Consider the following 21,481-nt stretch of genomic DNA (forward strand, 5'->3'; position numbering starts at 1 on the left):
CCGGCCTGTTTCCATCGTCGTGCCAACGTTTCGAGGCGACCCATGACCATTGAGAGCTCGAACGCCGATGCGGTCGCCGCGGCCATCCGGCCGAAGCGCAATTTCGGCTTCCTCTTCGCCCTGACCCTGCTCGGCCTCCTCGTGGCGCTCTGGGTCTTCCTGGCCTTCGCGACGCCGACCTTCGCCACCGGCAACAACATCGCCAACCTGCTGCGGCAGGGCTCGATGATCGCGATCCTCGCCATCGGTCAGACCTTCGTCATCATCACAGCCGGCATCGATCTGTCGGTCGGCGCCGTGGTCGGCTTCTCGACCACCGTCATCGCCTACCTGCTGCAGGCCGGCGTGCCCGTCTGGGCGGCGATCATCCTGACGCTGCTGATGGGCCTCTGCATCGGGCTCTTCCACGGCTTCGGCATCGTCAAGATGGGCCTGCCGCCCTTCATCATTACGCTGGCGACGCTGACGGCCCTTCGCGGCATCGGCCTCGTGATCACCAACGGCTCGACGATCTCGATCACCAATCCCGGCTTCAACGAGTTCTCGCGCAACAGCTTCCTCGGCGTTCCCAACCTGTTCTGGATGGTGATCCTCGTCGCCGTGCCGGCCTTCGTCTTCCTTCACCGCTCGCGCTTCGGCCGCTATCTCTTCGCGGTCGGCTCGAACCCGGAGGCGGCGCGCCTTTCGGGCGTCAACGTCTCGAAGATCATCTATCTCGCCTATTCGCTCTCTGCGGTCTGCGCGGCCTTCGTCGGCGTGCTCCTGGCGGCGCGCATCGGCGTCGGCAACGCCACGCAGGCCGAAGGCTGGGAGCTTCAGGCGATCGCCTCCTCCGTCATCGGCGGCACCAGCCTCTTCGGCGCGGTCGGCTCGATTCACGGACCGCTGATCGGGGCATTCATTCTCGCCACGATCAACAACGGCGCCAACCTCCTGAACGTCAATTCGTTCTGGCAGCGCATCATCACCGGTGGCCTGATCATCGTGATCGTGTATTTCGACCAGCTCCGCCGCCGCCGGCAGTAGGCCGAACAGCAGCACATCGCCATCCACGAGGCCGGCCTTCCCAAGGGCCGGCCTTTGCCATGCCAAGGATCCTCGCCATGAGAGCCGTCGTCTGCGCCGCCCCCGGTCGTCTCGCGCTCGAGACCCGCCCCGATCTCGGCTCGCCCCGCGAGGGCTGGGTCGCCGTTGACATCCGCCATGTCGGCGTCTGCGGCACCGACTATCATATCTTCGAGGGCAAGCACCCGTTCCTCGCCTATCCCCGCGTGATGGGGCACGAACTGTCCGGGATCACCGCCAGCGAGGGCGCCGCGATCGCAGCGGGCACGCCGGTCATCGTCAATCCCTACCTCGCCTGCGGCCGCTGCGCGGCCTGCCGCAAGGGCAAGCCGAATTGCTGCATGCAGATCGAGGTGCTCGGCGTTCACCGCGACGGCGGCCTCTGTGATCGCATCGAGGTTCCCGAGGGCAATCTCTACCCCGCCGAGGGCATCTCGCTGCGCGATGCCGCGATGGTCGAGTTTCTGGCCATCGGCGCCCATGCCGTGCGTCGCTCGGCACGCAACACGGGCTCGGCCCTCGTGGTGGGCGCCGGACCGATCGGCATCGGCACCGCGCTCTTCGCCAAGCTCGCCGGCCTCGATGTCACCGTGATGGACATGAGCGAGGAGCGGCTCGGCTTCACCGCGGACGCCCTCGGCATCGCCTCGCACCTGAAGGCCGGTCCCGATCGCAACGCGGAGGTCGCCCGCTTCACCGGCGGCGACGGGTTCGACGTGGTGTTCGATGCAACCGGCAACGCGGCCTCGATCGGTAGCGGCTTCGTCGACGTCGCCCATGGCGGCGCCTACGTTCTCGTCAGCGTGGTGAAGGACACGATCAGCTTTGCCGACCCAGAGTTTCACAAGCGCGAGATGCAGCTCATCGCAAGCCGCAACGCCTTGAAGGTCGACTTCGAAACGGTGCTCGCCGCCATGCGCGGGGCGCAGGTGCCGACCGATCGCCTCGCCACCCACCGCGCTACGCTGGAGGAGGCGCCCGCGGGCATCGCGCGCTGGGCCCACGAGAAGTCGGGACTGGTCAAGGCGATCATCGACGTCTGACGGCGCTCGAACCGGGATCGGACAGGTTTCCAATGCTCGACTTGTAAGATCCGACGCCCCTCAAATCCGCGTTATGACTTTCCCAAGATTGCAGTGGCATCTTGTTAATCGAGCGAAGACTGCGCAAGACGGCAGCCTTTCCGCATCTTGTGCGTTGCAGGTGAAGAGTTGCGTTCGAGCAGGGATCGGCAGGGTATGAAACACGCGGCAGACCTGACGGGAAAAAAGGTTCTCGTGGTCGAGGACGAGTTCCTCGTGGCGCTCGACCTCGAAATGGAACTGGAAGAATCCGGTGCGAAGGTCACCTGTGCCAGCACGCTGAGCCAAGCGACTGGCTGTGCGGAGCGCGACGAGTTCGATGCCGTAGTACTCGACCTCAACCTGCACGGCGAAAAGTCCTACCCGCTCGCCGATATGCTCCAGCGGCGCGCCGTCCCGTTCCTGTTCCACACCGGACAGGGCGAAAAGAACCAGCTTGGCCAGCGCTATCCCGGCGTACCCGTCTGCAACAAGCCCTGCGACGGCGGTTCCCTCGTTGCCAATCTGACCGCCGTCATCGGCCGCCGCTGAGCGGGGCGCCACAGCTTTAGGCGACGTCCTTTTCCGAGAACTGCGCGACGACGATGTTGTCATCCATCGAGATATCGACATCACGTCGCCGCAACTCGACGCGCCGGATCTTGCCCGACACGGTCTTCGGCAGGTCCAAAACGAAGACGAGATGCCGGATGCGCTTGAAGGGCGCCAGGCGCCGCGCCGCATGTTCGAAGATCGAGCGAGCCGTCGCGACGTCGGGCAGGGCATCGCCTGCCAGCGCCACGAAGGCACGCGGAACAGAAAGCCGCAGTGCGTCGGGCATGGGTACCACCGCGGCCTCGCGAACGGCCGGGTGCTCCACGAGCACGCTTTCGAGTTCGAACGGGCTGATGCGGTAGTCCGACGACTTGAACACGTCGTCGGCGCGGCCGACGAAGGTCAGCCCGCCCGCCTCGTCGTAGAAGGCGACGTCGCCCGTCCGGTACAGCTCTCCCTCCGTCCCCGTCACCTCGCCGCCCTCGCGCAGGTACCCCGCCATGAGGCCCGCCGGCCGCAGGCTTCCCAGCACGATGCAGACCTCGCCCTCGCGCGCCGGGCGCCCGTCTGGATCCACCACGGCAATCTGGTAGCCCGGAAGCGGCTGACCCATCGAGCCGGGAATGCTGCGCTGGCCCGGCGTGTTGGCGACCTGTGCCGTCGTCTCGGTCTGGCCGTAGCCGTCGCGGATCGTCAGCCCCCAGGCCTGTCGCACACGCTCGATCACTTCGGGGTTCAGCGGTTCGCCGGCGGCGCAGAGTTCGCGCAGCGCGTGGCGCACCGTGCCGAGATCCTCCTGCACGAGGTGGCGCCAGACGGTCGGCGGCGCGCAGAGCGTCGTCACGTCAGCGCCGTCGAGCGCGCCGAGCAGCGCCCGGGCGTCGAACCGTGCCTGGTTGACGACGATCACGGCGGCCCCGGCATTCCAGGGCGCGAAGAACGAACTCCAGGCGTGTTTGGCCCAGCCGGGCGAGGAGACGTTGAGATGGCGGTCGCCGGGCTTCAGCCCGAGCCAGTAGAGCGTCGAGAGGGCGCCCACCGGATAGGAGCGATGCGTGTGCAGCACCAGCTTGGGCTTGGCCGTCGTGCCGGAGGTGAAATAGAGCAGCATCGGATCGTCCGGCTGCGTCGGCCCATCCGGCTCGAAGACCGTATCATGGTCCTCGCGGCCCGACAGCGGCATCCAGCTCGGCCGCGCCTCGGCATCCGCCAAGATGCGCAGGCCTTGGAAGCCGGTGTCGTCGACCTTGTTCGCCTGCGTCGCATCGGTCACGACGGCTGCGACGCCGCCGCGCTCGATCCGGTCGGCCAGCTCGTCGGCCGTCAACAGCACCGTCGCGGGAATGACGACGACGCCGAGCTTGAAGGCCGCCAGCATGGTTTCCCAGAGCGCCGGCTCGTTGCCCAGCAGCAGGAGTAGGCGGTCGCCGCGCCGCAGTCCGGCCGCGCGCAGGACGTTGGCGGTCTGCCCGGATCGATCCGACATCTCGCGGAAGGAGAAGGACAAGTCGGTTCCGCGCTGCTGATCGATGATGCGCAACGCCAGCGCATCGCGTGTCTCGGCATCGCCGGCGAGTTCCCGGTCGAACCAGTCCAACGCCCAGTTGAACGGCACGGCATCCGGCCAGCGGAAGCCGCGGCGGGCCGCATCGTAGTCTTCGCGATGGGTGAGGAGAAAGTCGCGCGCCTCTCGAAAGCCGGTCATCGGCCCATCTCCCCGTTATCCGATTGCCGGCGCAAAAACTCGATCACGGCGGAAAAATCCCGACCGCCCTCGCCCGCCGCGACGAGCCGCTCGTAGATCTCGTGCGCGGCATGACCGAGCGGCGTCGCGGCGCCGGCATCGCGTGCGGCCTCCTGCGACAGCGTCAGGTCCTTCGCCATCAGCGCGGAAGCGAAGCCCGGCCGATAGGTGTCGTTGGCCGGCGAGGTCGGCACCGGTCCAGGGACCGGGCAGTAGGTGGAGAGCGACCAGCACTGGCCGGACGAGGTGGAGGCGACGTCGAACAGTGCCTGATGCGTCAGGCCGAGCCGTTCGCCGAGCACGAAGGCCTCGCAGACGCCGATCATCGAGATCCCGAGGATCATGTTGTTGCAGATCTTCGCCGCCTGGCCCGCGCCGCCCGCGCCGCAGGCGACCACGCGCTTGCCCATCCGCTCCAGCATGGGCTGGGCCCGCGCGAGAGCGTCCGACGATCCGCCGGCCATGAAGGTCAGCGTCGCGCCCTTCGCGCCGCCGGTGCCGCCGGACACCGGGGCATCGACCGACAAAAGCCCGCGCTCGGCGGCGAGTTCGTGCAGGCGGCGCGCGCTGGCCAGATCGATCGTCGAGCAGTCGAGATGCAGCGCGCCGGCTTGCAGCCGGGGCGCCGCTTCCTCGAACACCGAGAGAACATGGAGTCCCGCCGGCAGCATGGTCAGGAGCGTATCGGCGCCCTCCAGCGCTTCGGCCAGCGATCCGGCCACCTCGACCCCGACACCGCGAGCTGCCTCGCAGGCGGCCGGCGAGAGGTCGAAACCCCTGACATCATAGCCGGCGGCCACGAGATGGCCGATCATCGCACCGCCCATGTTGCCGAGCCCCACGAAGGCGATCCGTCCCCTCACCGTCATCGCGGCTCTCCCTTGTCTGCCATGCGTCCAGCCTCGGCCAGAAACGCGTCCCAGTCCGCCGCCTCCGTCGCGGTCCATGCCCGCCAGCGCGGGTTGCGATCCTTGTCCACCACCGCCGCCCGCACCCCCTCGCGAAAATCGGGATGGCGCAGCACGCGCACGGCGGCATCGAACTCGCGGTCGAGACAGTCGGCGAGCGACGAGGAGCGGCCGCCGAGTTCGAGCAGCCGCCAGGTCACGTGCAGGCTCATCGGCGACCGCGACCGGATCGTCGCCAGCGTCTTGCTCGCGAACGGATCGTCCCGCCCGGCCAGTCGTTCGCTGGCCGCGTCCAGCGAAGGCGCGTCGAAGACGCTCGCGAGCAGCGCTCGCTGATCCTCGAGACGCCCGGGCTCCGGCTCGATCTCGAAGCGACGGATCGTGTCCGTGACATCCGAAGCTTGGGCGTCTGCAGGCAGCGCGGCGAGAGCCGACTGAAGCGCTGGGAGACTGTCGGACGCCACGACATGATCGACGAGGCCGGCCAGACGCGCGTCGTCGGCGCCGACGGCATCGCCCGTCATCGCCATCCATGTGCCGACATGGTCGGGCGCTTTCGGCAGCCGCCAGGTCGCGCCGACGTCGGGCAGGAAGCCGATGCCGACTTCCGGCATGGCGAGGCGCGTGCGCTCGGTGGCGACGCGGTGCGAGGCATGCATGGCAAGGCCGACGCCGCCGCCCATCACGATGCCGTCCATCAGCGCCACGACGGGCTTGGGAAACCGCTCGATCTCGACGAGAAGATCGTACTCGGTGCGCCAGAAGCGCGAGGCGACGTCCTGTCCCTCCTCCAGCCCGCGATAGATCGCGCGAATGTCGCCGCCGGCGCAGAAGGCGCGTCCGCCGCGTCCACTGACGACGGCGACCCGGCAGGCCGCATCCGTACGCGCTGCCTCGAAGGCGTCGGCCAATGCCGCGATCATCGGCAGGTCGAGCGCGTTGAGGGCGGCGGGCCGCGCAAGTTCCATCCGGAGTGCCGCGCCGTGCCGATCCCACACGACTGCGGGCGGCGCCACCGCGCTCTCCGCCACGCCGCTCACGAGCGACCTCCAATCAGTTGCCGGGCGATGATGACGCGCATGATCTCGTTCGTCCCTTCGAGGATGCGATGGACCCTGAGATCCCGCACGATCTTTTCGATCCCGTAGTCGTGGAGGTAGCCGTAGCCCCCATGCAACTGCAGCGCCTCGTCGGCGACGCGGAAGCCGGCATCCGTGACGAAGCGCTTGGCCATGGCGCAGAGCCCGGTCGCCGCGGGATCGCCGGCATCGAGCGCGGCAGCCGCGCGCCAGAGGATGCTGCGGGCGACCTCCAGTTCGGTCGCCATGTCGGCCACCCGAAACTGCAATGCCTGGAACTCCTCGAGCTTCCGGCCGAAGGCCCGGCGCTCGCCCATGTAGGCGAGCGTGCGCGCCAGCGCGTCTGCGGCGCCCCCGAGCGAACAGGCCGCGATGTTCAAGCGGCCGCCGTCGAGACCCTTCATGGCGATGGCGAAGCCCTCGCCCTCTTCGCCGAGGCGATGGACGACGGGCACGCGGCAGTCGTCGAAGAGAACCGCGCGCGTCGGCTGCGCATTCCAGCCCATCTTCGCCTCTTCCGCGCCGAAGGAGAGACCCGGCGTATCGCCGGGCACCACGAGCGCGGTGATGCCGCGCGGGCCCGCCTCGCCGGTGCGCACCATCGCAACGTAGAGATCAGCGATGCCGGCCCCCGAGATGAACTGCTTGGCGCCGTCGATCCGGTAGTGATCGCCCTCGCGGACGGCGCGCGTCTGCAACGCGGCAGCATCCGAGCCGGACCCCGGCTCTGTCAGCGCATAGGCGCCGATCGCGTCCATCCGGCAGAGGCCGGGCACGAGCGCGGCTCGCAGTTCCGGCGAACCGAATCGGTCGATCATCCACGTCGCCATGTTGTGGATCGAAAGGAAGGCCGCAACCGTCGGGCAACCGGTCGCCAGCGCCTCGAAGATGAGTGCGGCATCGAGACGCGTGAGGCCAGAGCCGCCGTGCTCCTCTTCCGCGTAGATCCCGCCCATTCCGAGCGTCGCGGCCTCCCGCAGCGTCTCGACCGGCAGATGCCGCTCGCGGTCCCACTCGAGCGCGAAAGGCGCGAGGTGGTCCCGCGCGAAGGCGCCAGCCATCTCGCGAACGGCGCGTTGCTCTTCGTCGAGCGCAAACGACGGCATTCCCGGTCCTCCCCTTCGGTCGGCCGTCCAGTCTCTGCTGGCTTCGGCCGACGAATCGATCGCAGCGTAGCGGCCCGGCCGGCACGGTGCCAGCGGCGACCCGAACTTTGCTCGATGGGCGAGCAACCGCCGCTCACGAACATGGCAGCATTATTTGAACGGCAAAAGATGGCGGACGACCGGAACCAACGTTCGAAGTCGGCATTTTGGGAGCAAGACAGCTCGAAGAGATGAAACAGGAATTCGTCGGCGGGTAAGTCTTCGCCCCACTTTGAAGGAGTTTCCCATGACCCGCATCATTCTTGCCGCCGCTGCCTCCGTTCTGATGTCGACCGCTGCGTTCGCGCAGACTGCTCCCTCGGCCAACACCAATGCCGCGACGAGCGCTGTGCCGGTTCCCGGCAACAATTCCGGCATCGACAGCACCATGCCCGCTGCCGCCGCCAGCACCGTCGTGACGACGCAGGACGCGCCGAGCGTCTCGAACGGCCAGAATACGAGCGCCGTACCGGTCCCCGGCAACAATTCGGGTATCGAGAGCGCGATGCCGGCTGCCGCCGCCAACACCGTGGTGACCACGGGCGATGCGGCCCCGGTTCCGGCTCCCAAGGCTTCGCCGGTCCCCGGCTCGAAGGCTGCCGAGACCGCACTGCCGGCGAACTAAGCCGCGTTGCCTCCGAGGCACCTTATCGAGGCGCCGTCCCTTTGGGGACGGCGCCTTTTTTCGTAAACGATGGAGTGCGCAGCGATCGAGCCTGTTCGCTGGTCGTGCGTTGGCCGTCAAACGATCTTCGGACGGACCTCCTCGATCTCGATCAGCGTGCCACCACAGTCCTTCGGGTGAAGGAAGAGAACAGGCAGTCCGTGCGCGCCCAGCTTCGGCTCACCGTCCCCGAGGATGCGGATACCCCGTAAGACCAATTGATCCCGCGCCGCCCGGATGTCGTCCACCTCGTAGCAGACATGGTGCAGGCCCCCCGCCGGATTGCGCCGCAGGAAGTCGGCGATCGGCGAGGCCTCGTCCAGCGGCGTCACCAGTTCGATTTTCGAGTTCGGCAGCGCCACGAACACGACGCCGACGCCGTGTGCCGGCAGATCCTGCCGGTCTGAGACATCGGCACCGAGAACGTCGCGGTACAGGCGCACGCCGGCTTCAAGATCGGGCACGGCGATCGCGACATGGTTGAGGCGGCCGATCATGCGGGGCTTCCCGGTGCTGGCAGATAGGCTTCCGGTGGCTTCTGGCGCTGGCCGAGATGGGTCTGGAGCCTGTCGAGCAGGTCGGCGGCCGAACGTCCGATGGGTGTCCCCGGCGGCACGATCAGCACGGCACCCGCCTCCTCCAACGCCTCGTAGTCCCCTTCCGGGACAACGCCGCCGACGACGATGAGAATGTCGGTCCGCCCTTGCCGCTGCAACTCGCGTCGCAGTTCCGGCACGAGCGTCAGATGCCCGGCCGCCAGCGACGAAACGCCGACGACATGAACGTCCTCGGCCGCCGCCTGGCGCGCGGTCTCCTCGGGCGTTGCGAAGAGCGGCCCGGCCACGACGGCGAAGCCCAGATCCGCAAAGGCCGAGGCGACGACCTTCTGGCCGCGATCGTGACCGTCCTGCCCCATCTTGGCGACGAGGATCTTCGGCTGCCGTCCTTCCGTCTCCTCGAAGGCGCGGACCAGTGCCTCGGCGCGCAACACGACGGGATCGTCGGCGCGTAGGGTGCTGCGATAGAGGCCGGACTGAACCTCGACGGTTGCCGAATGGCGCCCCCATGCCGCCTCGATCGCAGCGGAGATCTCGCCGACGCTCGCGTGAACGCGTGCCGCCTCGACCGCCAGCGAGAGAAGATTGCCGACGCCGCTTTGCGCACTCGCGGTCAACGCCTCCAGCGCCGAGCCGACCGCGGCACCGTTCCGGTCCGCCTTCAGCGTCGCGAGCTTCGTCATCTGCGCCGCGCGCACGGCCGAATTGTCGACCTTGAGGATCTCCATCGGCTCTTCGCGCATCGGCCGATAGCGGTTGACGCCGACGACGACCTGCTCGCCGCCGTCGATGCGCGCCTGCGTTCGCGCCGCCGCCTCTTCGATGCGCCGCTTCGGCAGGCCCGCCTCGATCGCCTTGGCCATGCCCCCCATCGCCTCGATCTCGGCGAGGTGGATGCGGGCGCGCGCCACGAGATCGGCGGTGAGGCGCTCGACATAGAAGGAACCGCCCCAGGGATCGATGATCCGTGTGGTGCCGCTCTCCTTCTGAAGCAGGATCTGCGTGTTGCGGGCGATGCGGGCGGAAAAGTCGCTCGGCAGCGCCAACGCCTCGTCGAGCGCGTTGGTGTGCAACGATTGAGTACCGCCGGCGGTCGCGGCCATCGCCTCGACCATGGTGCGCGCGACGTTGTTGAACACGTCCTGCGCCGTCAGCGACCAGCCGGAGGTCTGTGAATGCGCGCGCAGCGTCAAGCTCTTGTCGCTCGCGGGCGCGAAGGCGCCGACGAGTTCGCTCCAGAGGAGGCGTGCCGCCCGCAGCTTGGCGACCTCCATGAAGAAGTTGGTCGAGATCGCCCAGAAGAAGGAAAGGCGCGGCGCGAAGGCATCCACCGCCAGACCCGCGGCAAGCCCGGCGCGAATGTATTCGACGCCGTCGGCCAGCGTGTAGGCGAGTTCCAGATCCGCCGTCGCCCCGGCTTCCTGCATGTGGTAGCCGGAAATCGAGATCGAGTTGAAGCGCGGCATGTGCGCCGCCGTGTAGGCAAAGATGTCGCCGACGATCCGCATCGACCCCACTGGGGGGTAGATGTAGGTGTTGCGAACCATGAACTCCTTCAGAATGTCGTTCTGGATCGTGCCGGAAAGCAGATCGGGCAGCACGCCCTGCTCCTCGCCGGCTACTATGTAGAGTGCCAGGATCGGCAGCACCGCGCCGTTCATCGTCATCGAGACGCTCATCTCGCCGAGCGGAATGCCGTCGAAGAGCTGGCGCATGTCGAGGATGGAATCGATGGCGACGCCGGCCATCCCGACGTCGCCGGCGACGCGCGGATGATCGGAATCATAGCCGCGATGCGTCGCGAGGTCGAAGGCGACGGAAAGGCCCTTCTGGCCCGCCGCGAGGTTGCGGCGATAGAAGGCGTTGGACGCTTCGGCCGTCGAGAACCCCGCATATTGCCGGATCGTCCAGGGCTGGTTGACGTACATGGTGGGATAGGGGCCGCGCAGGAACGGCGCGACGCCGGGCATGCCGGGATCGTCCAGCCCGCTGCGGTCGGTGGCACAATAGGCCGGGCGGATGCGGATGCCTTCGGGCAGCATCGTGCCGTCGCCGGCCGGATACTGGCCCGGGGCCTCACCGTAGGCCAGCGCGCGGTCGGCGAAGCTCGGGATGCGGCTCATGCAGCGGCCTCCTGCCCGATCAGCTCTTCGTCGCGACTGCCGGCAAGACGCGACCTGTCGTCGTTCGTCGATAGGGGACCGGACGGCGCGACATCGGCGAAGATGGCGGCCGGGCGTGCTGTCTTCGGAGGGAAGAGCGTGACCCCGAGAATTACGCGCCGTCCGGCGGCGATGTCCTCGGCGCGTCGGCTGCGGCTGGCGGCCAGCCGCGCCTGCCAGGTGCAGTCGGCGAGCATGGCGAGGATGCCGCCCACGCGTTCGGTCTCCTGCAGGATGGCGTAGGCCCGCTCGCAAAGGCCGGCGGTCAGCGCCTCGAATGCGCCTGCACCGGCCGCGGGATCGCCGACGGCGGCGAGCCGGCATTCGTCGGCGAGAACATGCTGCATGTTGCGCGCGAGACGGCGGGCGAAGGCATCCGGCAAGCCGGCCGCCGCCGCGTGCGGCAGCAGCGCGATCGCGTCGGCGCCCCCGATCGCCGCCGAGAAACCGGCCAGCGTCAGGCGCAGGAGATTGGTCTCGCCGTCGCTGGCCGTCATCATCCGGCGAGACGAGCGCGCCTCGATGCGGATGGGGCGCGGCGTCAATCCGCAAGCCGTCTCGATGCCGGCCCACAGCCGGCGCAGGGCTCGAACCTTGGCGATGGTCAGGAACTCGTCCTGATCGACGCCAAGCCGAAAGTCGATCGCGGCGCTCGCGGCGTCCAGCGGGAGGCCGGCGGCTTCCAACGCGCGCAGGCACGCCAGCGCCGACGCCAGCGTCGCCGCGAGTTCCTCAGCCTCGGTGGCGCCGGCCTCGTGATGCAACGCGCCATCGGCCCGCATCAGCCCGCTCTCGAAACCGGTCTCGCGTAGCCGCACGGCCAGCGCCGCCGCCTTCGCCATCGCTCCCGGCTCGACGCGCCCCGCGGACGCGGCATCGGACACGGGATCGTTGCCGAAGCCGATCGCGAGGCGGTCCGGCGTGAGCCGGCGGTCGCGCATCAGGGAGAGGCAGGCGTCGACACCGGCCTCGGCCGCGAAGGGCGCATAATCCAGCGTCAGGGCGATCAGGTCGAGTTCGACACCGACGAGAGCCGCGCCGAGATCGGCGGGCGCGGCCAGCCCGTAGCCGAACGCGCCCGGCGCGCCCGCGAAGATGACCGCCAGGGCATTTGCCCCGCCTTCGAGATCGGCGAGCGCCAGTTCGCTGGCGACGGCGGCATCCGGATGATCCACGCGCTGAACGATGCGCCAGGGCCGCTCGGGCTCCTGACGAAAGGCGCGCGCGCCCTCCTCCGCCGGCGCGTAGAGCGGCTCGATGCGCAAGCCGTCGGCGCTGTGCGATACCAGCACATCGCCGAACGAAGCGCCCTTCAGGACACGCGCAACGCGCTCGCGCCAAAGGCATTCGAGATCCATCCGGTCGCTCATTCGGCCTCCCTGCCGCTTCCGCGAGCGCTCATGCGAAGTCGAGGATCACCTCGTCCACGGCCAGCACGTCGCCCTCCCGCACATGAACCGCCGCGATCGTCCCGTCGCGTTCGGCCCGCAGGAGGTTCTCCATCTTCATCGCCTCGACCACGGCCAGCGGATCGCCGGCGCGAACGGCCTGACCTTCCGCCACGAGGATCGAACGGACAAGCCCCGGCATCGGGCAGAGCAGATGCTTCGACATGTCGGCCGCCAGCTTCACCGGCATCAGAGCCGCCAGTTCGGCGTGGCGCGGCATGAGCACGCGGGCCTCCGTGCTCATGCCGCCATGCGACAGCGCGACGCCGTCGAGGATGGGACGAACCTGCATCGTAAGGTCGGCGCCGTCGATCGTCCCGTGCCAGACGGGCTGGCCGGGCAGCCAATGCGAAACCACGGCGACTTCGCGCCCCTCCGCCGCACCAACCGCGATCTCGCCGGGCCGATCGCCGTCGCGGACCGTCACGGGATGCGGATCACGCCCAAGAAGCACGTTCTTCTCGGAGTTCTTCCGCCCTGTGCGATGCGTGCGCAATTGCCCAGAGATCTGCCGGTTGCGGACGGCAAGCTGCCGATCGATCGACACCGCCACAGCCAGAAACGGCAGAGCCGCCTCGCCGGCCGGCGGACGCTCCGCGAAGCCATCGGGATAGGTGTCGGCGATCAGCGCCGTCGACAGCCGCCCCTCGCGCCATCGCTCGTTGGCCATCAGCGCCGAGAGAAACGGAATGTTGTGGCGAATGCCGGCCAGCGCGAATTCGTCGAGCGCCCGGGCCTGTGCCTCCACCGCCGCCGCACGGGTCGGCGCGTGGGTGATGAGCTTGGCGATCATCGGGTCGTAATGGACCGAGATCTCGCCGCCCTCCTCGACGCCGGTATCGACGCGCACCGTGACGCCCGCTTGCGTGCTTTCATTCGGCGGCCGGTAAGTGACGAGCCGGCCGATCGAGGGCACGAAGCTGCGGGAGGGATCCTCGGCGTAGATGCGCGATTCCACCGCCCAGCCGTCCAGCCGCACGTCCTTCTGGCGGATCGCCAGCCGCTCGCCGGCCGCGACGCGGATCATCTGCTCGACGAGATCGATGCCGGTGACGAGTTCGGTGACGGGATGCTCGACCTGCAGCCGCGTGTTCATCTCGAGGAAGTAGAAGCTCTTGTCCTGTCCCGCCACGAACTCCACCGTGCCGGCGGAATCGTAGCCGACCGCCTGCGCCAGCGCGACGGCCTGCCGGCCCATGCGCTCGCGCGTCTCGGGGTCGAGCAGCGGCGACGGCGCCTCTTCGAGGACCTTCTGGTTGCGCCGCTGCACCGAGCATTCGCGCTCGCCGAGATGGATGACGGTGCCGTGCTTGTCGCCGAGCACCTGGATTTCGATGTGGCGCGGATCGGTGATGAACTTTTCGACGAACACGCGGTCGTCGCCGAAGGAGGAGGCCGCCTCGGAGCGCGCCCGCTCGAACCCCTCGCGGACCTCGCCGCGCGAATGGGCGATGCGCATGCCCTTGCCCCCGCCCCCCGCCGAGGCCTTGATCATCACGGGATAGCCGATCTCGTCGGCGATGCGCTCGGCCTCGTCGGCGCTTTCGATGACGCCGACATGACCCGGCACGGTCGAGACGCCCGCCGCCTTCGCCGCCAGCTTCGATTCGATCTTGTCGCCCATCGCCGCGATCGCGTGCGGGTTCGGTCCGATGAAGACGATGCCGGCCTCCGCCAAGCGCTCGGCGAAGGCCGCGCGTTCCGACAGGAAGCCGTAGCCGGGATGCACGGCCTCGGCGCCGGTCTCGCGGCAGGCGGCAAGGATGCGGTCGATGTCGAGATAGCTCTGCGCGGCGGCGGCCGGGCCGATGAGAACGGACTCGTCGGCCAGTCGCACATGCAGCGCGCCGGCATCGGCCTCGGAATAGACCGCGACCGTCGCGATCCCCATGCGCCGGGCCGTGCGGATGATGCGACAGGCGATCTCGCCGCGATTGGCGATCAGGATCTTGGAGAACATGGCGGCGGCTTTCGGTGGCGCGAGCGGGGTCACAGCGGGATGTTGTCGTGCTTGCGCCACGGCTGCTCCGACGCCTTGCCCCGCAGCATGGCGAAAGCGCGCGCCACCCGCCGCCGCGTCGAATGCGGCGTGATCACCTCGTCGACATAGCCACGCTCGGCCGCCACGAAGGGCGACATGAACCGATCCTCGTACTCCTTCGTCTGCCGGGCGATCGTCTCGGCGTCGCCGCCCCGGAAGATGATCTCGACGGCGCCCTTCGCCCCCATCACCGCGATCTGGGCGGTGGGCCAGGCGTAGTTCACGTCGGCGCCGATATGCTTGGAGGCCATCACGTCGTAGGCGCCCCCATAGGCCTTGCGGGTGATGACGGTGATCAGCGGCACGCTGGCCTGGCTGTAGGCGAAGAGCAGCTTGGCGCCGTGCTTGATCAACCCGCCATATTCCTGCGCGGTGCCGGGCAGGAAGCCGGGCACGTCGACGAAGGTGAGGATCGGGATCTCGAAGCAGTCGCAGAAGCGCACGAAGCGCGCGGCCTTGCGCGAGGCGTCGGCATCCAGCACCCCGGCCAGCACCATCGGCTGGTTGGCGACGACGCCTACCGTGCGCCCCTCCAGCCGGATGAAGCCGGTGACGATGTTGCGGGCGAAATCGGCCTGGATCTCGAAGAAGTCGCCCTCGTCGGCGACCTTCAGGACCAGTTCCTTCATGTCGTAGGGCTTGTTGGCGTTCTCGGGCACGAGCGTGTCGAGCGAGGCCTCGTGCCGCGAGGCCAGATCCGCCGTCGGCCATTCCGGCACGCCCGAGCGGTTGTTGGCGGGCAGGAAATCGACGAGCCGGCGCACCTGCAGCAACGCCTCGACGTCGTTCTCGAAGGCGCCGTCGGCGATCGAGGACCTCGTCGTGTGAACGCGCGCGCCGCCGAGGTCTTCGGCCGTGACGCTCTCGTTCGTCACGGTCTTCACCACGTCCGGCCCGGTCACGAACATGTAGCTGGTGTCGCGCACCATGAAGATGAAGTCGGTCATGGCCGGCGAATAGACGTCGCCGCCCGCGCACGGGCCCATGATCACCGAGATCTGGGGGATGACGCCGGACGCCTCGACATTGCGCCGGAAGATCTCGGCATAGCCGCCGAGCGCCGCGACTCCCTCCTGGATGCGGGCGCCGCCGGCATCGTAGAGGCCGATGATCGGCGCGCGGGCGCGCAACGCCATGTCCTGGATCTTCTGCACCTTCTCGGCATGCGCCTCCGAGAGGGAGCCGCCGAAGACGGTGAAATCCTTGGCGAAGACGAAGACGAGCCGGCCGTTGATGGTCCCCCAGCCGGTGACGACGCCGTCGCCGGGGATCTTCTGGCTGGCCATGCCGAAATCGGTGGAGCGGTGCTCCACGAACATGCCGAACTCCTCGAACGTGTCGGCATCGAGAAGAAGCTCGATACGCTCGCGGGCGGTCAGCTTGCCCTTGGCGTGCTGGGCGGCGACGCGCCGCTCCCCGCCGCCGAGGCGCGCCTGCGCGCGCCGCTCCGCCAGCCCCTCGATCACAGTCCGCATGCACTGGCTCCCGGCCTCGGCCCGAACGCCCGGCGCGTTTGTCCCGCCGGTTCCGTCCGCGCTTCGAACATCATTCGATCGCAAATCACGGTCGGGAGACAAGCATCCCGCAGGTGATTTGCAAAGCCCGCTTCGCTGAGATGGTCGGCTCAGCGGACCAGTCGCGCAGATCCGACCGTCATTCCATGTTCGTATGGTTGGCCCGCATCGCCTCCGGCGTCACCGCCAGCCGCTCCTTCAGCTTGAGGATCATCACCTCGAAGAGCACGAACAGCGCGCCCTCGAAGAGCGAGCCCATCGGCAGGACGGAGCTGGCCGCCGGCCCCTGGTCGTCGGCCATGGTCTGGGCGGGAATGGTGACGACATGGTCGGCCATGCCAGGCACGCGCCCGCCCGGCTGCGCGGTGACGACGACGACCCCGGCGCCCGCCGCCTTTGCGACGCCCACCAGCGCGACGGCGGTGGAGATCTCGCCGGGGCCGCACACCACGAAGAAGAGGTCGCCCTCGCCCAGCGCTGGCATCGTCATGTCGCCGACGACGCCGACCTCGCGGCCGAGATGGAAGAGGCGCATGGCGAAGCCCTTGACGGCCAAGCCCTCGCGCCCGCCGGCATAGACGCCGACGCGGCGCGCCTCGGCAACCATGCGGCAAGCCTCGTCGACCGACGCATCGTCGATCCCGTCCATGGCACGGCCAAGCTCATCGAGCGCCGTGCGGTACAAACTGCTCATCGGACGGTCTCCTTCATACGATGCCGCCGCCCGAACCCTTCACGGCCGGCCGCTCGCCCGCCACCTTGGCGCGGTAGCCGCTGGCACGGAAGGCTCCGATCGGATCGATCGCTCCACCGGCCTCCAGCCGCGCCTTGGCGAGGATCGGCTCGACGTCGAGCCGGAAGCCGGCCTTCAGCGTCTCGGACGCCATCATCGCGTCGTTGGTTTCCTGATGGCCGTGCAGCGCGGCGCGGTCGACGAGCAGCGCCTGCGCATAGGCGCGGCGGATCTCGTTGGCCGAGCGGATCAGGCTCTCGATGGGGTCGGTGACGTTGTGCGACTGGTCGATCATGTAGGAGGGCTGAAGCGCATCGAGCCGGGCGCCGGCCTCCACCAGTTCGTTGAAGACGAGGAAGAGGCGGAACGGGTCGATCGTCCCGGCGTCGAGATCGTCGTCGCCGTACTTGGAGTCGTTGAAGTGGAAGCCGCCGAGCTTGCCCGTGCGCACCAGACGCGACACGATCTGCTCGATGTTGACGTTGGGCGCATGGTGGCCGAGATCGACGAGGCAGAAGGCCTTGTCGCCGAGCTCCACCGCCGTCAGGTAACTCGTTCCCCAGTCCTGAACCACCGTCGAGTAGAAGGCCGGCTCGTACATCTTGTGCTCCGAGAAGATGCGCCAGTCCGCCGGCAGGCCGCGGGTGATCTCCTTCATCGCGCCGAGATAGCGCTCGAAGGTCCGGCCGAGATCGCTCTGGCCGGCGAAGTTCGAGCCGTCTCCGATCCAGACCGTGAGCGCCTTCGAGCCGATGGCCTCGCCGATCGCGACGGTCTCGAGATTGTGCTCCACCGCCTGCCGGCGCACGGCGGCGTCGGTGTGCGAGAGCGAGCCGAACTTGTAGGAGAGCGGCTGGCTGATATCGTCCGGGTGATCCTGGAACGTGTTCGAGTTCATCGCGTCGAAGGAGAGCCCAAGCGCCGCCGCCTTGGCCTTGAGATCGGCCGGGTCGGCCTTGTCCCACGGGATGTGCAGCGAAACGGCCGGCGTCGCGCGACCGAGATCATGGATCACGGCGCAGTCGTCGAGTTTCTCGAAGATGCCGCGCGGCTCGCCGGGGCCGGGAAAGCGCGCAAAGCGCGTGCCGCCCGTTCCGACGCCCCAGGAGGGCACCGCGACGTCGAAGGCGGCGACCTGCCGGGTCACCGCGTCGATCGAGACGCCGCGACGGTCGAGCTTCTCGCCGAGCGTCGCGTAGTCGCGCTCCAGCGTCTCGCGAAGCGGCGCGTTGTGCTGTTCGATCAGGCTGGAGGCGATCGAAGACGGCATGGGGATCCTCCCGGATACGATGTCGCGGGCTGGGTGCCCGCCGAAATGGAGCCCCTCGCCCGCATGAGGCGAAGGGGGCGGCCGGCCGCGCGTTCGCTCAGCGCGTGAACGAAATTGGGTTGCCGGCGTCGACGTTGATGATGTTGCCGGTGGACTTGGCCGAGAGGTCGCTCGCCAGGAAATAGACGGCCTCGGCGATGTCCTCGGGGAAGACCGAGCGCTTCAGCATCGAGCGATTGCGATAATGCTCCTCGAGCTGGTCGGTCTGAAGCTTGGAGGACGCCGCGCGCTGCTCGCGCCACTCGCCACTCCAGATCTTCGAGCCGCGCAAAACCGCGTCCGGGTTCACCGTGTTGACGCGGATGCCGGCCTCCGCGCCCTCCAGCGCGAGGCAGCGGGCGAGATGGATCTCCGCGGCCTTCGCCGTGCAGTAGGCGGCGGCGCCCGCTGAGGCGGCCAAGCCGTTCTTCGAGGCGATGAAGACCACGGCGCCGCCGAGCTTCTGGCGCCGGAACAGGCGGAAGGCCTCGCGCGAGACGAGGAAATAACCGGTGGCGAGGATGTCGATGTTGCGGTTCCAGACTTCCAGCGTCGTCTCCTCGATCGGCGAGGCCGAGGCGATGCCGGCATTGGAAACGAGAATGTCGAGCCCGCCGAACTCCGCGACGGTCTCCGCGAAGCCGCGCTCCACCGCGCCCTCGTCGGTGACGTTGACCACGACGCCGCGCACCTGATCGGCGCCGAACCCCTTGGTGAACTCGGCCACCGCGCCGTCAAGCGCGCCCTGGTCGATGTCGGCGAGCACCACGCAGGCGCCGTCCTGCAGCAGCCGGCCGGCCGTGGCGCGGCCGATGCCGCCGGCCCCGCCGGTGACGAACGCGATGCGCCCGGCCAGCGACTTGGGCTTGGGCATGCGCTGCAGCTTGGCCTCTTCAAGCAGCCAGTACTCGATGTCGAAGGCCTCCTGCTCGTCCAGCCCCTGGTAGACGTCGACGCCCGATGCGCCGCGCATGACGTTGATGGCGTTGAGGTAGAACTCCGAGGCGATGCGAGCGGTCGCCTTGTCCTTCGCAAAGGAGAGCATGCCGACGCCCGGCACGAGGTAGATCACCGCGTTGGGATCCCGCATCGCCGGGCTGTTCGCCCGCCGGCAGCGGTCGTAATAGGCGCGATAGCCATCGCGATAGGTCTCGATCTCGCCGTCCAGCCCGGCCAGAAGTCCGTCGACGTCACCGCTGGCGGGGTCGAAGGCCAGCACGAGGGGGCGGATCTTGGTGCGCAGGAAGTGGTCGGGGCAGGACGTGCCGAGTGCGGCCAGCCGGTCCAGCTCGGCCGAATTGACGAAGCCCAGCACCGCCGCCGAATCGTCGAAATGACCGATCTTTCGCTCGTCGGTGCCGATGCGCGCGCGGATCTCCGGCATCAGCCTTGCGGCGATGGCGCGGCGCTGCGCGGGCTCCAGCGCCGAAACGCGTTCGCCGCCGAAGGCCGGCCTGCCGGCGAGCTGGCCGTCGAACCACTCGATCGCCTTGTTGATGATGCGCAGCGTCGTCTCGTAGCTGTCCCTGGCCGTGTCGCCCCAGGTGAAGAGCCCGTGGCTTTCCAGCACGACGCCTTTGGCGCTGGGGTTCTCGGCGGCGAATTTCGACAGGTCGAGGCCGAGCTCGAAGCCGGGCCGGCGCCAGGGCAGCCAGCCGATCTCGTCGCCGTAGATCTCGCGCGTCAGCTCGCGTGAGCGCTTCGTCGCGGCGATCGCGATCACCGCGTCGGGATGCATGTGGTCGACATGGCGATAGGGCACGTAGGCATGAAGCGGCGTGTCGATCGAGGCGGCGCGCGGGTTGAGGTTGAAGGTGCAGTGGCTGAGCAGCGCCACCATCTCGTCCTCGTGCTCCAGCCCGCGATAGATGCCGCGCAGCGCCTCCAGCTTGTCCTGGTAGAGGGTGGAGAACCCGTCGAGCTTCATCGTGCCGACGTCGCCGCCCGAGCCCTTTACCCAGAGCACCGTCACGCTCTCGCCGGTCAGCGGATCGCGCTCCTCGACCTTGGCGGAGGTGTTGCCGCCGCCGTAATTGGTGATGCGCTTGTCGCCGCCGAGAAGGTTGGAGCGGTAGAGCAGCCGCTCAGGCTCGCTCATGGCCGCCGCCTTCGCGTCGTCCCAGCGGTTGTCCAAAAGCTTCGTCCCGGTGGTCGCCGACATCGTGTTCCGTCCCGTCCTGTCGCGTGGAGCGGGAGGGTTGCCGCGAGCATCGCGCTCGGAACCCTCCCGGTCGGCGCGGACCATCCCGCAGCCACCCCGTCCTGTCAAACATTTAATCAGATTCGATCATGTTGCATCGCAATATGACAATTCGTGATCGAAGATGATTGACACTCGGGCGCATTCGTCGGACCTTCCGGGTTCTAGGGAGGTGCCGGATGCACGAACGCGAACGCCATCGGATGATCCTCAGCGCCGTGCAGGGGCGCACCGTCGCGACCGTGCAGGAGTTCGCCGAGCTCACCGGAGCGTCCGAGGCGACGATCCGGCGCGACATCACCACGCTGGCCGGGCTTCGCAAGCTGCGCAAGGTGCGCGGCGGCGCCGAGGCGCTGGGCGCTCCATCGCCCGGCGCGGTGGCCGGCGAGAGCTTCGGCACGGCGCAGGGGCGCAACGCCGCGCAGAAGCGGGCCATCGCCCGCGAGGCGGCCCGGCTCTGCGAGGACGGCGACGCGACGATCCTCAACGGCGGCACCACGACCTTCCAGATGGTGCACCACCTGACGGGCCTGCGCCTGCAGGTGCTGACGAACTCCTTTCCCATCGCCGATCACCTGCTCCAGCATTCCAAATGCGCGGTGCTGCTTCCGGCCGGGACGATCTATCGCGAACAGGGGCTGATCCTTTCGCCCTTCGAGACCGACGGCATCGCGCATTTCCGGGCGCGGCGCATGTTCATGGGCGTGCAGGGCATCTCGCCGGTCGGCTTCGCCGAGGCCGACCCGCTGATCATCCAGTCCGAACAGCGGCTGATGCGCCAGGCCGACGAACTGGTGGTGCTGGCCGACAGCTCGAAGTTCGACAACCGCTCGAGCTTCGTGATCGCGCCGCTGGAGCGCGCAGACATTCTCATCACCGACGAAGGCATCGGCGATGCCAGCGCGCAGATGGTCGAGGCGGCGGGCCTTCGCCTCGTCGTCGCCCGCCTCGACCGGGGAGCCGGACATGACGAGTGAGCCCTTGGAAACCTATGCCTTCCGCATGGTGCTGAACCCCGGCATGGCCGAAGAGTATCGCCGCCGCCACGACGCGATCCCCGCGGAGCTGTCCGCCCTGCTGCGCGAGGCCGGGGTCAGCGACTATTCGATCCATCTCGACCCCGAGACGAACCACCTCTTCGCCATCCTCAAGCGCCCGCGCGATCACACCATGGACGCCCTGCCCGATCATCCCGCGATGAAGCGCTGGTGGGCAGGGATGGCCGACATCATGGCGACGCATCCCGGCAACGAGCCGGTCGCCGTCCCGCTCGTCCCGCTCTTTCACATGGCTTGA

General features: G+C 68.4%; 18 protein-coding genes. 6 read left to right on the forward strand and 12 right to left on the reverse strand.

What is annotated here, in order from left to right; translation table 11 throughout:
- Positions 1-42: 42 nt before the first annotated feature.
- From AUL33_RS02430 to AUL33_RS02440, 3 genes are all read left to right on the forward strand, one after another.
- Positions 43-1,026, forward strand: coding sequence for an ABC transporter permease (locus AUL33_RS02430; RefSeq protein WP_062203279.1), 984 nt, complete (start codon positions 43-45; stop codon positions 1,024-1,026).
- Positions 1,027-1,103: 77 nt separating this feature from the next.
- On the forward strand, positions 1,104-2,108 hold the full coding sequence (locus AUL33_RS02435; RefSeq protein ID WP_062203282.1) for a zinc-binding alcohol dehydrogenase family protein: 1,005 nt from the start codon (positions 1,104-1,106) through the stop codon (positions 2,106-2,108).
- A 195-nt stretch (positions 2,109-2,303) separates the two neighbouring features.
- Positions 2,304-2,678, forward strand: coding sequence for a response regulator (locus tag AUL33_RS02440; RefSeq protein WP_062203284.1), 375 nt, complete (start codon positions 2,304-2,306; stop codon positions 2,676-2,678).
- Positions 2,679-2,694: 16 nt separating this feature from the next.
- On the opposite strand, the gene AUL33_RS02445 is transcribed toward AUL33_RS02440, so the two are convergent.
- Genes AUL33_RS02445 through AUL33_RS02460 form a run of 4 tightly spaced genes read right to left on the reverse strand, consistent with a single transcriptional unit; the run spans position 2,695 to position 7,518 of the window.
- On the reverse strand, positions 2,695-4,386 hold the full coding sequence (locus AUL33_RS02445) for an AMP-binding protein (protein ID WP_062203286.1): 1,692 nt from the start codon (positions 4,384-4,386) through the stop codon (positions 2,695-2,697).
- Positions 4,383-5,294, reverse strand: coding sequence for a 3-hydroxyisobutyrate dehydrogenase (gene mmsB, locus AUL33_RS02450; RefSeq protein ID WP_062203288.1), 912 nt, complete (start codon positions 5,292-5,294; stop codon positions 4,383-4,385). Before mmsB ends, AUL33_RS02445 begins: the two co-directional genes overlap by 4 nt.
- Positions 5,291-6,373, reverse strand: coding sequence for an enoyl-CoA hydratase/isomerase family protein (locus tag AUL33_RS02455; protein ID WP_156419238.1), 1,083 nt, complete (start codon positions 6,371-6,373; stop codon positions 5,291-5,293). The genes mmsB and AUL33_RS02455 overlap by 4 nt, the downstream gene beginning before the upstream one ends.
- On the reverse strand, positions 6,370-7,518 hold the full coding sequence (locus AUL33_RS02460) for an acyl-CoA dehydrogenase family protein (protein WP_062203292.1): 1,149 nt from the start codon (positions 7,516-7,518) through the stop codon (positions 6,370-6,372). The genes AUL33_RS02455 and AUL33_RS02460 overlap by 4 nt, the downstream gene beginning before the upstream one ends.
- Before the next feature lie 286 nt (positions 7,519-7,804).
- Between AUL33_RS02460 and AUL33_RS02465 the strand changes: the two genes are divergently transcribed.
- Entirely contained in the window at positions 7,805-8,182 is a 378-nt protein-coding gene (locus AUL33_RS02465; protein ID WP_062203294.1) for a hypothetical protein, read from the forward strand.
- Positions 8,183-8,298: 116 nt separating this feature from the next.
- Here AUL33_RS02465 and mce read toward each other — a convergent pair whose 3' ends face one another.
- The 8 genes from mce to AUL33_RS02505 form a co-directional block, all read right to left on the reverse strand.
- Entirely contained in the window at positions 8,299-8,718 is a 420-nt protein-coding gene (gene mce / locus AUL33_RS02470) for a methylmalonyl-CoA epimerase (protein ID WP_062203296.1), read from the reverse strand.
- Positions 8,715-10,901, reverse strand: a complete 2,187-nt coding sequence (gene scpA, locus AUL33_RS02475) for a methylmalonyl-CoA mutase (protein WP_062203298.1) — start codon at positions 10,899-10,901, stop codon at positions 8,715-8,717. The genes mce and scpA overlap by 4 nt, the downstream gene beginning before the upstream one ends.
- Positions 10,898-12,310 (reverse strand): methylmalonyl-CoA mutase family protein, encoded by a 1,413-nt coding sequence (locus tag AUL33_RS02480; RefSeq protein WP_082652255.1) that lies wholly within the window; start codon positions 12,308-12,310, stop codon positions 10,898-10,900. Before AUL33_RS02480 ends, scpA begins: the two co-directional genes overlap by 4 nt.
- A gap of 28 nt (positions 12,311-12,338) precedes the next feature.
- Positions 12,339-14,348 carry an acetyl/propionyl/methylcrotonyl-CoA carboxylase subunit alpha gene (locus AUL33_RS02485; protein ID WP_062203302.1) on the reverse strand — a complete coding sequence of 670 codons (2,010 nt, stop codon included), beginning with the start codon at positions 14,346-14,348 and terminating at the stop codon, positions 12,339-12,341.
- 29 nt (positions 14,349-14,377) lie between these two features.
- The gene (locus AUL33_RS02490) at positions 14,378-15,904 is read right to left on the reverse strand and encodes an acyl-CoA carboxylase subunit beta (protein ID WP_062203304.1); all 1,527 of its coding nucleotides are present in this window, start codon (positions 15,902-15,904) and stop codon (positions 14,378-14,380) included.
- A 178-nt stretch (positions 15,905-16,082) separates the two neighbouring features.
- On the reverse strand, positions 16,083-16,637 hold the full coding sequence (locus tag AUL33_RS02495) for an SIS domain-containing protein (protein ID WP_062203307.1): 555 nt from the start codon (positions 16,635-16,637) through the stop codon (positions 16,083-16,085).
- 13 nt (positions 16,638-16,650) lie between these two features.
- The gene (rhaI, locus tag AUL33_RS02500; RefSeq protein ID WP_062203309.1) at positions 16,651-17,946 is read right to left on the reverse strand and encodes an L-rhamnose catabolism isomerase; all 1,296 of its coding nucleotides are present in this window, start codon (positions 17,944-17,946) and stop codon (positions 16,651-16,653) included.
- Positions 17,947-18,043: 97 nt separating this feature from the next.
- The gene (locus AUL33_RS02505) at positions 18,044-20,146 is read right to left on the reverse strand and encodes a bifunctional rhamnulose-1-phosphate aldolase/short-chain dehydrogenase (RefSeq protein ID WP_062203311.1); all 2,103 of its coding nucleotides are present in this window, start codon (positions 20,144-20,146) and stop codon (positions 18,044-18,046) included.
- Positions 20,147-20,364: 218 nt separating this feature from the next.
- On the opposite strand from AUL33_RS02505, the gene AUL33_RS02510 reads away from it, so the two are divergent.
- Both AUL33_RS02510 and AUL33_RS02515 read left to right on the forward strand, forming a co-directional pair.
- Positions 20,365-21,162, forward strand: coding sequence for a DeoR/GlpR family DNA-binding transcription regulator (locus AUL33_RS02510; protein ID WP_062203313.1), 798 nt, complete (start codon positions 20,365-20,367; stop codon positions 21,160-21,162).
- Positions 21,152-21,481 carry an L-rhamnose mutarotase gene (locus tag AUL33_RS02515; RefSeq protein WP_082652256.1) on the forward strand — a complete coding sequence of 110 codons (330 nt, stop codon included), beginning with the start codon at positions 21,152-21,154 and terminating at the stop codon, positions 21,479-21,481. The genes AUL33_RS02510 and AUL33_RS02515 overlap by 11 nt, the downstream gene beginning before the upstream one ends.

The sequence above is a fragment of the Aureimonas sp. AU12 genome (assembly GCF_001463705.1).
GTDB lineage: Bacteria > Pseudomonadota > Alphaproteobacteria > Rhizobiales > Rhizobiaceae > Aureimonas.

Excerpts from the sequence above, each read along its gene's own strand:
- AUL33_RS02435 (WP_062203282.1), top strand. The coding sequence starts at position 1,104 with ATGAGAGCCGTCGTCTGCGCCGCCCCCGGTCGTCTCGCGCTCGAGACC.
- AUL33_RS02465 (WP_062203294.1), top strand. The coding sequence starts at position 7,805 with ATGACCCGCATCATTCTTGCCGCCGCTGCCTCCGTTCTGATGTCGACC.
- AUL33_RS02510 (WP_062203313.1), top strand. The coding sequence starts at position 20,365 with ATGCACGAACGCGAACGCCATCGGATGATCCTCAGCGCCGTGCAGGGG.
- AUL33_RS02480 (WP_082652255.1), bottom strand. The coding sequence starts at position 12,310 with ATGAGCGACCGGATGGATCTCGAATGCCTTTGGCGCGAGCGCGTTGCG.
- AUL33_RS02445 (WP_062203286.1), bottom strand. The coding sequence starts at position 4,386 with ATGACCGGCTTTCGAGAGGCGCGCGACTTTCTCCTCACCCATCGCGAA.
- AUL33_RS02515 (WP_082652256.1), top strand. The coding sequence starts at position 21,152 with ATGACGAGTGAGCCCTTGGAAACCTATGCCTTCCGCATGGTGCTGAAC.
- AUL33_RS02440 (WP_062203284.1), top strand. The coding sequence starts at position 2,304 with ATGAAACACGCGGCAGACCTGACGGGAAAAAAGGTTCTCGTGGTCGAG.
- mce (WP_062203296.1), bottom strand. The coding sequence starts at position 8,718 with ATGATCGGCCGCCTCAACCATGTCGCGATCGCCGTGCCCGATCTTGAA.
- rhaI (WP_062203309.1), bottom strand. The coding sequence starts at position 17,946 with ATGCCGTCTTCGATCGCCTCCAGCCTGATCGAACAGCACAACGCGCCG.
- AUL33_RS02485 (WP_062203302.1), bottom strand. The coding sequence starts at position 14,348 with ATGTTCTCCAAGATCCTGATCGCCAATCGCGGCGAGATCGCCTGTCGC.
- AUL33_RS02490 (WP_062203304.1), bottom strand. The coding sequence starts at position 15,904 with ATGCGGACTGTGATCGAGGGGCTGGCGGAGCGGCGCGCGCAGGCGCGC.
- AUL33_RS02495 (WP_062203307.1), bottom strand. The coding sequence starts at position 16,637 with ATGAGCAGTTTGTACCGCACGGCGCTCGATGAGCTTGGCCGTGCCATG.
- mmsB (WP_062203288.1), bottom strand. The coding sequence starts at position 5,294 with ATGACGGTGAGGGGACGGATCGCCTTCGTGGGGCTCGGCAACATGGGC.
- scpA (WP_062203298.1), bottom strand. The coding sequence starts at position 10,901 with ATGAGCCGCATCCCGAGCTTCGCCGACCGCGCGCTGGCCTACGGTGAG.
- AUL33_RS02460 (WP_062203292.1), bottom strand. The coding sequence starts at position 7,518 with ATGCCGTCGTTTGCGCTCGACGAAGAGCAACGCGCCGTTCGCGAGATG.
- AUL33_RS02430 (WP_062203279.1), top strand. The coding sequence starts at position 43 with ATGACCATTGAGAGCTCGAACGCCGATGCGGTCGCCGCGGCCATCCGG.
- AUL33_RS02505 (WP_062203311.1), bottom strand. The coding sequence starts at position 20,146 with ATGTCGGCGACCACCGGGACGAAGCTTTTGGACAACCGCTGGGACGAC.